13 protein-coding genes and 1 pseudogene are annotated in these 12692 nt (G+C 73.2%); 4 read left to right on the forward strand and 10 right to left on the reverse strand.

Going from position 1 to position 12692, the window contains the following annotated elements; genetic code table 11:
* Window positions 1–52 precede the first annotated feature (52 nt).
* The 3 genes from purL to M3147_RS08910 all read left to right on the forward strand — a co-directional run bounded on the left by purL (window position 53) and on the right by M3147_RS08910 (window position 3231).
* Entirely contained in the window at window positions 53–2401 is a 2349-nt protein-coding gene (purL, locus tag M3147_RS08900; RefSeq protein WP_251203111.1) for a phosphoribosylformylglycinamidine synthase subunit PurL, read from the forward strand.
* A 78-nt stretch (window positions 2402–2479) separates the two neighbouring features.
* Complete coding sequence (locus tag M3147_RS08905) at window positions 2480–2968, forward strand: NUDIX hydrolase (RefSeq protein ID WP_251203112.1); 489 nt, start codon at window positions 2480–2482, stop codon at window positions 2966–2968.
* Between the two features lie 2 nt (window positions 2969–2970).
* A complete protein-coding gene (locus M3147_RS08910; protein WP_251203113.1) occupies window positions 2971–3231 on the forward strand; it encodes a hypothetical protein in 261 nt (86 codons plus the stop codon).
* Window positions 3232–3336: 105 nt separating this feature from the next.
* On the opposite strand, the gene erm is transcribed toward M3147_RS08910, so the two are convergent.
* Complete coding sequence (erm, locus tag M3147_RS08915) at window positions 3337–4359, reverse strand: 23S ribosomal RNA methyltransferase Erm (RefSeq protein ID WP_251203114.1); 1023 nt, start codon at window positions 4357–4359, stop codon at window positions 3337–3339.
* A gap of 341 nt (window positions 4360–4700) precedes the next feature.
* On the opposite strand from erm, the gene M3147_RS08920 reads away from it, so the two are divergent.
* Window positions 4701–5282 (forward strand): OsmC family protein, encoded by a 582-nt coding sequence (locus tag M3147_RS08920; protein WP_251203115.1) that lies wholly within the window; start codon window positions 4701–4703, stop codon window positions 5280–5282.
* Between the two features lie 51 nt (window positions 5283–5333).
* Here the strand turns inward: M3147_RS08920 and M3147_RS08925 are convergent, their stop codons facing one another.
* The 9 genes and pseudogenes from M3147_RS08925 to M3147_RS08965 all read right to left on the reverse strand — a co-directional run bounded on the left by M3147_RS08925 (window position 5334) and on the right by M3147_RS08965 (window position 12072).
* Window positions 5334–5918 carry a hypothetical protein gene (locus tag M3147_RS08925; RefSeq protein ID WP_251203116.1) on the reverse strand — a complete coding sequence of 195 codons (585 nt, stop codon included), beginning with the start codon at window positions 5916–5918 and terminating at the stop codon, window positions 5334–5336.
* Window positions 5919–5935: 17 nt separating this feature from the next.
* Complete coding sequence (locus M3147_RS08930) at window positions 5936–6124, reverse strand: hypothetical protein (RefSeq protein WP_251203117.1); 189 nt, start codon at window positions 6122–6124, stop codon at window positions 5936–5938.
* Window positions 6124–7107 carry an SDR family NAD(P)-dependent oxidoreductase gene (locus M3147_RS08935; protein WP_251203118.1) on the reverse strand — a complete coding sequence of 328 codons (984 nt, stop codon included), beginning with the start codon at window positions 7105–7107 and terminating at the stop codon, window positions 6124–6126. The genes M3147_RS08930 and M3147_RS08935 overlap by 1 nt, the downstream gene beginning before the upstream one ends.
* Window positions 7108–7117: 10 nt before the next feature.
* Complete coding sequence (locus M3147_RS08940) at window positions 7118–7441, reverse strand: chorismate mutase (RefSeq protein ID WP_251203119.1); 324 nt, start codon at window positions 7439–7441, stop codon at window positions 7118–7120.
* A 142-nt stretch (window positions 7442–7583) separates the two neighbouring features.
* Window positions 7584–8909 (reverse strand): FtsX-like permease family protein, encoded by a 1326-nt coding sequence (locus M3147_RS08945; protein WP_251203120.1) that lies wholly within the window; start codon window positions 8907–8909, stop codon window positions 7584–7586.
* A gap of 221 nt (window positions 8910–9130) precedes the next feature.
* Window positions 9131–9808 (reverse strand): annotated as a pseudogene (locus tag M3147_RS08950) (ABC transporter ATP-binding protein); the annotation flags it as partial.
* Window positions 9809–10040: 232 nt separating this feature from the next.
* On the reverse strand, window positions 10041–10814 hold the full coding sequence (locus M3147_RS08955; protein WP_251203121.1) for a hypothetical protein: 774 nt from the start codon (window positions 10812–10814) through the stop codon (window positions 10041–10043).
* Complete coding sequence (locus M3147_RS08960; protein WP_251203122.1) at window positions 10811–11716, reverse strand: ABC transporter ATP-binding protein; 906 nt, start codon at window positions 11714–11716, stop codon at window positions 10811–10813. The genes M3147_RS08955 and M3147_RS08960 overlap by 4 nt, the downstream gene beginning before the upstream one ends.
* Window positions 11713–12072, reverse strand: coding sequence for a GntR family transcriptional regulator (locus M3147_RS08965; RefSeq protein ID WP_251203123.1), 360 nt, complete (start codon window positions 12070–12072; stop codon window positions 11713–11715). Before M3147_RS08965 ends, M3147_RS08960 begins: the two co-directional genes overlap by 4 nt.
* Window positions 12073–12692 lie beyond the last annotated feature (620 nt).

Here is a 12692-nt window from a genome sequence, read left to right on the forward strand (position 1 = left end):
CCGGTCAGGCTTCCGTCCGCGGCATCCGTCGCTCAGCCCTGGAGACTCCCCTGTGACTCAGCCGGCCACCACCCCTGCTTCGACCGCCCCTTCGACGAGTTCAGGGAGCCAGCCCCTCGACACCGTCGACGTCGCGGCCTCGACGCCCGAGAAGGAGCAGCCCTACGCGGCGCTCGGCCTGAAGCCCGACGAGTACGAGCGCATCCGCAACATCCTCGGTCGCCGCCCCACGAGCGCCGAGCTCGCGATGTACTCCGTGATGTGGAGCGAGCACTGCTCGTACAAGTCCTCGAAGATCTATCTGCGCCAGTTCGGCAAGAAGGTCACGCCCGAGATGAAGCAGCACCTCATGGTGGGCATGGGTGAGAACGCGGGCGTCCTCGACATCGGCGAGGGCTGGGCCGTCACCTTCAAGATCGAGTCGCACAACCACCCCTCCTACATCGAGCCGTTCCAGGGCGCCGCGACCGGCGTCGGCGGCATCGTTCGCGACATCATCTCGATGGGCGCCCGCCCGGTCGCCGTGATGGACGCGCTGCGCTTCGGCGCGATCGACCACCCCGACACGGCCCGGGTCGTGCACGGTGTCGTCTCAGGCATCAGCTTCTACGGCAACTGCCTCGGCCTGCCGAACATCGGCGGCGAGACCTGGTTCGACCCCACCTACCAGGCGAACCCGCTCGTCAACGCCCTCGCCGTGGGCGTACTCCGTCACGAAGACCTCCACCTCGCGAACGCGAAGGGTGCCGGCAACAAGGTCGTACTGTTCGGTGCTCGCACGGGCGGCGACGGCATCGGCGGCGCGTCGATCCTCGCCTCCGACACCTTCGCCGAGGGCGGCCCGACCAAGCGCCCCGCAGTGCAGGTCGGCGACCCCTTCGCCGAGAAGGTGCTCATCGAGTGCTGCCTCGAGCTCTTCGCCGCCGACCTCGTCGAGGGCATCCAAGACCTGGGCGCCGCCGGAATCTCCTGCGCGACGAGCGAGCTCGCCTCGAACGGCGACGGCGGCATGTCGATCGTGCTCGACGAGGTGCTGCTGCGCGACCCGACGCTCACGCCGGAGGAGATCCTCATGAGCGAGAGCCAGGAGCGCATGATGGCGATCGTGCGGCCCGAGAAACTCGCCGGCTTCCTCGAGGTCGTGCAGAAGTGGGACGTCGAGACCAGCGTGCTCGGCGAGGTCACCGACACCGGCCGCCTCTCGATCACCTGGCGCGGCGAGGAGATCGTCAACGTCGACCCGCGCACGGTCGCGGTCGACGGCCCGGTCTACGAGCGCCCCGTCGCGTACCCCGGCTGGATCGATGCGCTCCAGGCCGACTCGGCCGCGAGCCTCGCGCGGCCCGAGGCGCCGGAGCAGCTCCGCGAGCAGTTCCTCCAGCTCGTCGGCTCGGCGAACCAGGCCGACGCCGCGTGGGTCACGAACCAGTACGACTCCTACGTGCTCGGCAACACGGCGCTCGGCTCGCCCGACGACGCCGGCATGATCCGCGTCGACGAGGAGTCCGGCCTCGGCGTCGCGGTCGCGACCGATGCCAACGGCCGCTACTCGCAGCTCGACCCGAAGCAGGGCGCCAAGCTCGCGCTCGCCGAGGCGTACCGCAACGTCGCCGTGACCGGCGCCAAGCCCATGGGCGTGAGCGACTGCCTGAACTTCGGCTCCCCCGAGAACCCCGAGGTCATGTGGCAGTTCTCGCAGACCGTCGAGGGCCTCTCCGACGGCTGCCTCGAGCTCGGCATCCCCGTGACCGGCGGCAACGTCTCCTTCTACAACCAGACCGGCGATGTCCCGATCCACCCGACCCCGGTGATCGCCGTGCTCGGGGTGATCGACGATGTCGCGCGCCGGGTCCCGAGCGGCTGGCAGGACGACGGCCACAACATCTACCTGCTCGGCGACACCGCGCTCGAGCTCGATGGCTCGGCCTGGGCCGGCACCGTGCACGACCACCTCGGCGGTCGCCCGCCGGCGGTCGATCTCGAGCGCGAGAAGACGCTCGGCGAGCTGCTGAACGCGGCCGCGCTCGAGGGGCTCATCGACTCCGCGCACGACCTGAGCGACGGCGGACTCGCGGTCGCGCTGGCCGAGGGCGTGTCGCGCTTCGGCATCGGCGCTCGCGTGTTCCTCGGCGAGATCGTCGAAGACGCCGGCATCGACCTCGCGACGGCGCTGTTCAGCGAGTCCACGGGCCGCGTCATCGTCACGGTTCCGCGCGAGGACGACGTCAAGTTCCGCGGCCTCTGCGAGGGCCGCGGCTACCCCGTGCGCCGCATCGGTGTGACCGACGCCGCCTCCGACGCCCTCGAGGTGCAGGACGCGTTCACCGTCTCGGTCGACGAGCTGCGCGGCGTGAACCGCGCCCCGCTCGCCGACGCCTTCGGTCCCATCGTCGGCTACTGAGCCGCCACGCAGCCCGCACGGCCCGCGCGGCCCGTGCAGCCCGCGCGGCCCGTGCAGCCCGCGTGTGACACTGGTCTCGTGATCGAGGAGTACACCGACGCCTACGCCGCCACGCACGGGCGCTTCGCCGTCGTCCCTGCCGCGTATGTGCTGCTGCGCCGCGGCGACGAGGTCTTGCTGCAGCTGCGTCGTGGCACCGGCTATTACGACGAGCACTGGGCCTTCGGCGCGGCTGGCCACATCGAAGCGGGCGAGTCACTCCCGGCCGGTGCCGCCAGGGAGGCCCGCGAGGAGCTCGGCGTCGAGCTCCCGCCCGGCGCCCTCGAGTTCGTGACGCTCATGCACCGAACGGACGGCTCGGGCCGAGCGATCGAGCAGCGCTTCGACGTCTTCTTCCAGACACGCGAGTGGACGGGCGAGCCGCGACTGATGGAGCAGGGCAAGGCCGCGGGGCTCGAGTGGTTCCCGCTCGACGCGCTCCCGGTGCCGGTCGTGCCCCATGAGCTCCGGGTGCTCGAAGCGCTGCGAACCCCGCCGGTGCCCGGCGTCTCGACGTTCGGCTTCTGAGCATGGACCTCGCGCTCATCGGCACGGTCGCAGCCCTCGGCTTCGCGGCGATCATCTCGGGCGGGGTGGTCGTGCGCTGGATCCGAGCACCGCGCGGCGTCCGCTCCCGCCTGCGGCACGCCTTCGGCCCCATCGCCGGAGCCGGCGAGAGCTACCAGGAGCTGCACACCGGCCAGCGCGGCCTGCAGGACTCCATCATCGCGGTCGTGCAGGAGCAGGAGCAGCGCGGCGGCGCCGAGCGGGACGCCGACGCCCCGCGCTGAGCCCACCCGTCCGCCCGTCCACCCCCACGCCACCCCCTCACCGGCTTGCCCAACTTTCATCAAAGTCGGGCAAGTCGGTGAGGCGAGCGGACGCCGTACGAGCGCTCAGCCGCGACCGCGTGAAGCGGCCCAGAGGGCAGCCCAATCATCCGGCGACAGGCGCCCGGGTGGCGTCGAGGACGGGATGCCGCGACGGCGCAGCCACGCCTTCGCCGCACCAGCACCAGCACCAGCACCAGCACCAGCACCAGCACCAGCACCAGCACCAGCACCAGTGCCAGCGCCAGCGCCAGCGCCAGCCCATCCCGTCCCGCCCGTCGTGGCCGCCGCCGCCGCGAGTCGTGCGGCGAGCCCGGCCCCGCGCCCCTGGAACACCTCCCCCACGAAGCGCTGGTAGCTCCGCCGCTCGCGCGACTCGACCAGCGGCCGTGCACGCCGCTCGATGGTGAACAGCCCGCCGTCGACGGAGGGCACCGGCCGGAATGCCGACGCCGGCACCCGCCGCCGCAGCCGAAAGCGATACCAGGGTGCCCACTGCACGGTCAGCATGCTCGCCCCGCCGACCCCACAGCGCCGACGCGCCACCTCCCATTGGGTGAGCAGCACCGCCTGGTCCCAGCCGGGCGAGCCGAGCAGGTGCCGGAGCGCGGCCGTCGTGAGGTGGAACGGCAGGTTCGCGACGACCACGTGCGGATGCCTCGGCAGCGCCCAACGCACCAGGTCACCGTGCACGACCTCGACGTGCGAGCCGTGTTCGCGTCGCAGGCGGGCGACGCGCGCCGGATCGAGTTCGACGACGGTGAGCGGGCGGCCGAGGTCCGCGAGCGGCCGGGTGATCGCCCCGCCGCCGGGCCCGAGTTCGACGATGGGATGCTGGCTCGCCCGCGCGAGCTCGACGATCTCGGTGACGACGCGACGGTCGACGATGAAGTTCTGCCCGAGCTCGTGGCGCCCGCCGTGGGGCTGGGCGTGGCGCCCGCCGTGGGGCTGGGCGTCGGGCTGGGCGTGCCCGCCGTGCGGCGTCGTGCGCCGTTCGACGGCGCCGCCGTGCTGGTGCGAGTCGCCGCCTCGGCTGGACGGCTGCGCGCGATCGCGCGCGCGGGAAGAACGGGATTTGGATGAAGGCATGGATGCTCCGCTGACGAATGAACGCCGGGGGACGCCGAAGCGCGCCGCGGCCGAGGACTCGACTGGCGGCGGAGCGGGAGAGGATCCGGTCGCTCCGCCTCAGGCGGTGCGGGGCCGAATGATCATCTGCGGGCACATGCAGGACATGGTCCGCCACCCTAGCAAGCCCTGAGCCGCGATGCGAACCGGGCGCCCCGCCCCACCCCGCCCCGGAGTTGCCCGACTTTCATCAAAGTTGGGCAACTCGTCGAGAGCGGGGCCGTGCGTCGCCGTGTGACGCCCGGCGTCGGCCGATGACGGGCGGGCTCGCCGAGGCATCCGCGCCGCCGTACGCTCCCGCCATGACGCTCATCGACGACTCCGCCACCGCGCCCGCCACGTCAGACGAGACCGCCCCAGACGAGACCGCCGCGGAAGCGGCCGACCGCGCCGCCCGCCTGAGTGCCGCCGGCTCCGCCTGGCACGAGCGCATCGCCGCCGCGCCCGCCACCGCCGAGCTCACCTATCGCGTCTCCGGACGGGGCACCGGCGCCGTCGCGACCCGCATCATCGCCGGCAAGCACCGTTTCACGGTCGACGAGCCCGCCGCCCTCGCCGGTGACGACGCCGCCGCGAGCCCGGTCGAGTACGCGCTCGGCGCGCTGATCTCCTGCCAGGTCGTCGTGTACCGGCTGTACGCGCAGGCGCTCGGCATCGTGCTCGACGAGGTTGAGATCAACGCCGAGGGCGACCTCGACGTGCGGAAGCTCTTCGGCATCGACGAGTCCGGGCGGGCGGGCTTCTCAGCGGTGCGCCTCGACGTTCGACTCAGCGGCCCCGAGCCGAAGGAGCGCTACGCCGAACTGCAGGCCGCGGTCGACGCGCACTGCCCGGTGCTCGATCTGTTCCAGAACCCGGTGCCCGTGCAGGTCACGCTCGGCTAAGACCTCGCGAGCCCGCGAGGTCCGCGAGGCCCGCTCCGGCGTCAGCCGGCGTCAGGTCCCAGGCGCCGGCTGCGCGAGCAGCTCCGCCCGCTCGGCGAGGTAGCCGGCGAGCGGAGTCCAGGCGCCGGGATCGCTCGGGTTCCAGCGCACCATCACCCGCCCGTCGCGGAGTGCCACCGGTCCGTCGGCGGGCGGCCCGTCGGACGCCCCGTCGAGCCGGATCGGCGCGGTGTCGAAGTTCACCGTCGCTCCGGACGGGATGCCGCCCCTCACCGCTGCGGCGCGATACGCCCGCTGTTCGGCGACGGCGTTCGCGGTCACGGATCGCCGGACGGGTGCCTCGGCGCGCACGACACGACCGACCGCGTAGAGCCGGCCCTCGCCGTCGAGCAGCAGCGAGCCGAGCCGCCAGACCTCGCCGACGCGTCGCATCCGCGCCGCCCGCGGCAGACCGAGCCTGCGACGCGCCGGCTCGTGCACGGCGAGCACCTCCCGCCGGGCGTCGGCCGCGCTGAGCCTCGCGGTCGCCGCAGCGACCGCGGCGCGCGCCTCCGCGAACGCCGCCTCGCCCGCGAGGTGCGCGGGGCCCGCGGGGTGCGCCGTCTGCGCGGATGCCTCGTCCGGCCCCTCGGTCATGGAGTGCAGCGTACCCGTCAGCGGCGGATCCGCGCGGGGCCGAGCGCCGCCGCGAGCCCCAGCAGCACGATCGCGACGACCACGACGCCCCAGCGGCCGGTGAACACGCCGAGCACCGCGAGCACGGTGCCGGCACCGGCGACAACGACGGCTGCCCGGCGCCGCACCGCGGGGCGAGCCCACCACCTCGCGAGGAGCCCGCGCATCAGCCGGAGAGGGTGAACGGGGTCGCCGTCGCGAGCTCCGCGAAGGCCCACGTCTTCGCCCCGATCGCAGGGTCGCTCGACACCCGCGTGGGCTGCTGCCTGGCCGGCTCGCCCTTCACGAGCCCGCGTGGACCCCAGAACTCGCCGCCCGCGACGTCCGCCGCGGTGAGCGCGTGCAGCACGGGCTCCGCGCCGCGGTGCTTGCCCTGCGCCCAGGCGGCCTGCAGGGCGTCGGCGAAGCGGTCGCCCCGGCTCGGCTCGTTCACGCCGGGGACGGTGGGCGTGCGTCCGGAGATCGAGTAGCCGGGGTGCGTGACGATGCTCGACACGGGGATGCCGGCCCGGCGCAACCGGCGATCGAGCTCGAAACCGATCGACTGCCCGGCGATCTTCGACTGCGCGTAGGCGCGCCAGAAGTCGTAGCCGCGCTCGAGCTGCAGCTGGTCGACGCGGAAGGTGGAGAGCTTCGTCGCGAGCGATCCGAGGGTGATCACCCGGGCCCCGTCGGCGAGGCGACGGGGCCCGGGCACGAGTTCATCGCCGGCCCCGGCTGCGCCGAAGAGCCCGGCCAGCAGGGCGAAGTGCCCGAGCACGTTCGTGGCGAGCACGAGCTCGTTGCCGTCGGGGCTCTCGAGCCGCCGGCCGGGGGTGTGCACCATGCCGGCGTTCAGCACGGCGCCGTCGAGCTGCGGTGCCCCGCGGAGCGCGGCGGCGCCGGAGCGCACGGAGTCGAGCGAGGCCGTATCGATGACGAGCGTCGACACCCCGCCGCCGAGCTCACCGCGCTCGGCCCCGGCATCCACCCGTTCGCGGATCACGGCCGCGGCGGTCTCGAGCCGCTGGGCGTTGCGGCCGGACATGACGACGTGCGCGCCCGCGCCGACGAGGCGGGCGCTCGTGAAGAAGCCGAGGCCGGCGTTCGCCCCGGTCACGAGGTAGCGGCGGCCCGAGAGGTCGGGCAGCGGCACGGGGTACCAGCTCACCGGGCCCGGCTCACAGTTCGCCCGAGGCGCCGTTGCCGGCGAGCTCTTCGTGGTGCTGGATGACCTCGGCGACGACGAAGTTGAACCACTTCTCGGCGAACGCGGGGTCGAGGTGGGCGTCTTCGGCGAGCGCGCGCAGGCGCTGGATCTGGCGCTTCTCGCGGTCGGGGTCGCTCGGCGGGAGGCCGTGCGTCGCCTTCAGCCGGCCGACCTGCTGGGTGAACTTGAAGCGCTCGGCCAGCAGGTGGATGAGGGCGGCGTCGATGTTGTCGATGCTCGCTCGGATGCCGAGGAGCTCGGACATCGCGGCATCCCGGTCGTCGATCGCGGTCATGCTTCGACCCTACTTCGCGAAGGCCCGCTTCTTGCGCGAGGTCGCGCACTCTGCGCGGACCGCGAGGCCCGAGCAGCCGATCGCGCGACCTCGCGGCCGGCCCGGCCCGGCCCGGGCCGGGCCGGGCCGGGCCGGCGGGGGCCTAGCCGGACTCCGCCGCGCGGCGCAGCATCGGCCGCGTCGAGACGAGGCCGAGGGCGACGACCCCGATGCCGGCGGCGAGCACCCCGGCGATCACCAGCAGCGCGAGCGGCTGCACGATGAGGGTGATGCCCGTGAGCGGCAGCATGACGACCGCGGCGACCACGGCGGAGCCGACGGCGGTGATCCGCAGCGGCGACATCACGGCCCGACGGCGGGCGGCGTCCATCGTCGGCTCCGGCATGCCGAGCATGTCGAGCGAGCGGTAGAGCTCGCGGCGGTCGAGGATCCCGGCAGCCTGGTTCACCCCGACCGAGCAGGCGACCATCAGGAACGAGCCGACGACGGTGATCAGGATGCCGGTGCGGATGTCGGTGATGAGTTCGAGCCCCTCGCGGTCCATCTCCCCCGAGCCGCCCATCGCGTCCATGAGGGCGATGCCGACGCCGGCGAACACCGCCATGAAGCTCGTCATCGCGACCCCGGAGACCTGCCGCCAGGCGGCCTTCGGCGATTCGAGCACGCTGCGCGCCGCGAGCAGCTTCGCCGGCTTCGTCGCCCGCCTCGCCTGCCCCTGCGCGACGAGCCGGATCACCCACGGCCCGATCAGGTTCAGCACCGCGAGCGTGCCGCCGAACGCGGCGCCGAGGAACAGGAACAGCACGGATGCCTCGCCGGCCAGCTGCAGCCCGCTCATCAGCCCGAAGGCGACGAGGATCACCGCGGCGCCGATCACGATCCGGAGCCAGGAGAGTTTCGGGGCATCCTGCCGGGTCCGCACGCCGAGCGGCGAGATGACCACCTGGCGGAGTCCGAGCACGGCGCTCACGACGGCGAGGACGACGATGCCGAGCGGGACTGCGAGCAGCACCGCGGGAGGCAGCAGCACACCGCCGATGCCGAGCGGCTCGCCGCGGAACGGCACGAGCGCGATGCCGGGCATGATCGCGAAGTACCCGGCGATGCCGATCACCGAGCCGACGAGCGCGAGCATGGCCGACTCGATCACGGCGAGCGCGGAGACGGTCGCGGGCGTGGCCCCGAGCAGGCGCAGCGTCGCCAGCCGGTCGTCGCGGCGCCGGGCCGAGAGCCGGGCGGCGGCGCCGCCGAGCGAGGCGAGCGGCACCACGAGGAGCACGAGCGCGATGACGGCGAGGAGCTGATACCCGACCGCCGAGTCGTCGGTCCAGCGCCAGAACGACTGGGCGCCGCCGATGACGGTGAGCAGCAGCGCGGTGACGATCGCGAACGCCGTGATCGGCAGCACGAGGGTCGCCGCACCCGAGGATCCGGGCCGGGCGAGGAGCCAGGCGACGCGGGCGATCATGCCCGGCCGCCCGGTGCGGGCAGCGGCACCGCGGTGGCGCCGGGCGCGGGCGGGGCCGGCGGTGCTGCCGGCCCGGCAGGCGCGGCAGGGCCAGCCTGCGCAGCGGGGGCGGCCGACGCAGCGGGGGCGGCCGGCGCTGCGGGGGCGGCCGACGCGGCGAGCGCAGCAGCGGGGGCGGCCGACGCCGGCTCGGACACCGCACCGTTCGGCTGCGGCATCCGCTCCCCGACGATCAGACCGTCGCGGACGTCGACGATGCGCGAGCAGCGCGCCGCCACTCCCGGGTCGTGCGTGACGAGGACGAGGGTGCGCCCCTGGCCGACCGTCGAGTGCAGCAGGGCGCCCATGACGTCGGCGGAGGTGGCCGAGTCGAGCGCCCCGGTCGGCTCGTCGGCGAAGACGACGCTCGCACCGGTGACCTGGGCTCTGGCGATCGCGACGCGCTGCGCCTGGCCGCCGGAGAGCTGTCCGATGCGGCGGTCCTCGAGGCCGGCGAGGCCGAGGGCGGCGAGCCAGCCGCGCGAGTGCTCCTCGGCGCGGGCGCGCGGCATCCCGTTCAGCATGAGCGCGAGCGCGACGTTCTCGATCGCGGTGAGCTCGGGGATCAGCAGCCCCTGCTGGAAGACGAAGCCGAACGCCTCGCGGCGCAGCCGGGAGCGGTCGCGCTCGCCGAGCGCGTTGACCTGCACGCGGCCGGTGCCGCCGAGGAACGAGACGGTGCCGGCGTCCGGCAGGGTGATGCCCGCGAGGCAGTGCAGGAGGGTCGTCTTGCCGGAGCCCGAGGCGCCCATGATCGCGAGCGACTCCCCGGTGCGCACGGCGAGTGAGACCCCGGCGAGGGCGCGCGTCGGGCCGAAGGACTTCTCGAGGCCGGATGCCTCGATGACGAAGGAACTCATGCTTCGAGCCTGCCGGGCGGACGACCGCCCGCGCGTCGGGCGCGGGCATGATCCGGGGCGCGGGGCGTCATCCGACCGGATGACCCGGCCCGCCGCCGCTGGGATGACCCCCAACCGCGAGTTGCCCGACTTTCATGAAAGTCGGGCAACTCGGGTGGTGGGATGCCGCGCGGCGACCGACCCCCATCGATCGCCGCGCGGGCGGGCGCCGGCCCCATCCGGCGCCCGGCGATCAGCGCGGGGTGGCCCGGCGGATCACGAGGAAGCCGGCGACGGCCGCGACCGCTGCAGCGGCGAGCCCGACCAGGATCAGCCCGATCGAGGTCAGCCCGGCGAGCCACGCCCACACCGCCGGCCACGAGCCGGTGAAGGTCAGCGAGGCGACGAGGACCAGCACGAGCGCGACGGTGCCGAACAGCAGCACCATCATGCCGCGCACCCGCCAGCGCATGTAGATCGTCGTCGCACTGGCGCCGACGAAGAGCACGAGAAGCTGCAGCACGAAGGTCGAGAGGAAGTCGAAGCCCCAGCCGAGCTGCCCGTACCAGAGGGCGTCGAACATGCCCGCGCCGATCCACCAGCCGTCCGTGAGCTGCTCGAGCTGCACGAGCGTGGCGATCGCGACGGCCATCTCGGCCGAGACGAGTACGAACATCACGCTCATGCCGAGCCAGAAGTCGCGCCTGGTCGAACCGAAGCCGAGCGCGAACGAGAAGGTGTAGGCGACGGCCTGCACCCCCACGACCACGAGGTACCACTGCGGCGAGAGCACGGCCCAGCTGTAGCGGAAGCCCTCGCGGGCCTCCTCCATCGGCGCCCCGGCGCCGGTCATGATGAGTGCGAGCACCATGGTGACGGCCCAGGCGCCGCCGAGGATCATCCAGGGCACCCCGAAGAAGATCGTGGGGTTCACGGCGAGCAGGCGCACGATGCGCCAGATCTCTCCGACGCGGAGCCGGGATGCCCCGAGCTCGCGTTCGGCGGTGGCGGTGGCGACGGCGGTCATGCGGCGACCTCCTTCTCGGTCGCACCGGCGAGGTCGGCGCCGGTGAGGTGGACGATGAGCTGCTGGAGCGAGACCGGGGCGAGCTCGAGGCCGAGCTCTGCTGCCCGGATGCGCTCCTCGCGGTCGAGGCGGCCGTCGATGGTGACCGAGGCGAGCCCGCCGATGCCCTCGCGGCCGATGATGGGCCGGCCCTGCACGAACTCCTCGACGACCGAGCGGGCGCCGGCGATCGTGGTCGCCTGTCCGCGCACCTCCTCGGCGTCGCGGTCGAGCAGGATGCGGCCCTGGTCGATCAGGATGACGTGCTCGAGGAGGTTCGCGACCTCGTCGATCAGGTGCGTCGAGAGCACGATGGTGCGGGGGTGCTCGGCGTAGTCCTCGAGGAGTCGGTCGTAGAAGATGTGCCGTGCGACCGCGTCGAGCCCGAGGTACGGCTCGTCGAAGAAGGTGAGCGGGGCGCGGCTCGCGAGGCCGACGATCACGCCGACGGCGGAGAGCTGACCGCGGGAGAGCTTCTTGATGCGCCGCTTCACCGGGAGGCGGAAGTCGGCGATCAGGCGCTCGGCGAACTCGGCGTCCCAGTTCTCGAAGAACCACGGGGCCGAGGTGAAGACGTGCTTCGGCGTGAAGTCCTCGGGGTAGCGCTGCGACTCGGCGATGAAGCAGAGCCGGCGCAGCACGTCGGCGTGCTCGGCGGGTGTGCGGCCGAACACCTCGAGCTCCCCCTCGTTCGGGAAGAGCTGGCCGGTGAGCAGCTGCATGAGCGTCGTCTTTCCGGCGCCGTTGCGGCCGAGGAGTCCGTAGATGCGGTTCTCCTCGAGCGCGAAGTCGACGCGGTCGACGGCCGCGAAGGAGCCGTAGCGCTTGGTGAGACCGCTGGCGCGGACCACGGTGCTGGTCATGATGCGATCCTTTCCGCGCGGATGAGTGCCGCGAGGTCGTCGATGGTGATGCCGAGCTTCTCGGCCTCGATGATGAGCGGGCGGAGGTACTCCGCCGCGAAGTCGGCCCGCCGACGCTCGACGAGCCGGTCACGGGCGCCCTCGGTCACGAACATGCCGATGCCCCTTCGTTTGACCACGATGCCGTCGTCGACAAGGCGGGTCACTCCCTTCAGCGCGGTCGCCGGATTGATCCGGTAGAACGCGGCGAACTCGTTCGTCGAGGGGATCTGCGAGCCTTCGGCGAGGACCCCGTCGATGATGTCGTTCTCGATCTGCTCCGCGATCTGGAGGAAGATCGGGCGGGATTCGTCCATTCCGGCCTTCCTGCTCGTTGTCCCCGGGAGCGAACCTGGTTGGTTCATTACTTGTGTAACTAACCAACCACGTGGGCGCGCTCGTGTCAAGCACCGGGGTGGAATCGCCGGCGGGGGCGATATCCGCACGCGGCTGCGGCGGCTCCGCCGGCCCCCGCCCGGCCCCGCCCGGCCCCGCCCAGTGGGTCCGCCGCGCCGCCCGCGGCTCCGCCGGCCCCTCCCGCGCCACTTCTCGTCCGCGCCATCCGTCCGGGTTGCCCCACCATCCGCCCCCGCGCGCGCCCGCGCCACTTCGGCCTCGTTGCGCCAGCACAAGTGGCGCGCCCAGGTGGAACTGGCGCGCACGCCCGGGAGCAGGAAGCGGATGCCCCACCGGCACGAGCGGGCGCGCCACTTCAGTCCCGTCGCGCCAGTTCACCGAGCCCGGCTCGGGCTCACCCCAAGGCAGCGCCTCGGTCTGGCTGGCTCCGGCAGGGGCCCTGCCCGCACCACTTCAGCCCCGCGCGATCCGTCCGAGGGGCCCGCCGCCCCCGGGCGCCCGCGCCACTTCAGCCCCGCGCGATCCGTCCGGGTTGCCCCACCATCCGCCCCCGCGGGCGCCCGCGCCACTTCGGCCTCGT

It is taken from the genome of Agromyces mediolanus (assembly GCF_023715325.1).
In the GTDB taxonomy this organism is placed as follows: domain Bacteria; phylum Actinomycetota; class Actinomycetes; order Actinomycetales; family Microbacteriaceae; genus Agromyces; species Agromyces mediolanus_A.

Coding starts and splice junctions, on each gene's coding strand:
- M3147_RS08910 (WP_251203113.1), top strand. CDS start 2,971: ATGGACCTCGCGCTCATCGGCACGGTCGCAGCCCTCGGCTTCGCGGCG.
- erm (WP_251203114.1), bottom strand. CDS start 4,359: ATGCCTTCATCCAAATCCCGTTCTTCCCGCGCGCGCGATCGCGCGCAG.
- M3147_RS08920 (WP_251203115.1), top strand. CDS start 4,701: ATGACGCTCATCGACGACTCCGCCACCGCGCCCGCCACGTCAGACGAG.
- M3147_RS08925 (WP_251203116.1), bottom strand. CDS start 5,918: ATGACCGAGGGGCCGGACGAGGCATCCGCGCAGACGGCGCACCCCGCG.
- M3147_RS08930 (WP_251203117.1), bottom strand. CDS start 6,124: ATGCGCGGGCTCCTCGCGAGGTGGTGGGCTCGCCCCGCGGTGCGGCGC.
- M3147_RS08940 (WP_251203119.1), bottom strand. CDS start 7,441: ATGACCGCGATCGACGACCGGGATGCCGCGATGTCCGAGCTCCTCGGC.
- M3147_RS08945 (WP_251203120.1), bottom strand. CDS start 8,909: ATGATCGCCCGCGTCGCCTGGCTCCTCGCCCGGCCCGGATCCTCGGGT.
- M3147_RS08955 (WP_251203121.1), bottom strand. CDS start 10,814: ATGACCGCCGTCGCCACCGCCACCGCCGAACGCGAGCTCGGGGCATCC.
- M3147_RS08960 (WP_251203122.1), bottom strand. CDS start 11,716: ATGACCAGCACCGTGGTCCGCGCCAGCGGTCTCACCAAGCGCTACGGC.
- M3147_RS08965 (WP_251203123.1), bottom strand. CDS start 12,072: ATGGACGAATCCCGCCCGATCTTCCTCCAGATCGCGGAGCAGATCGAG.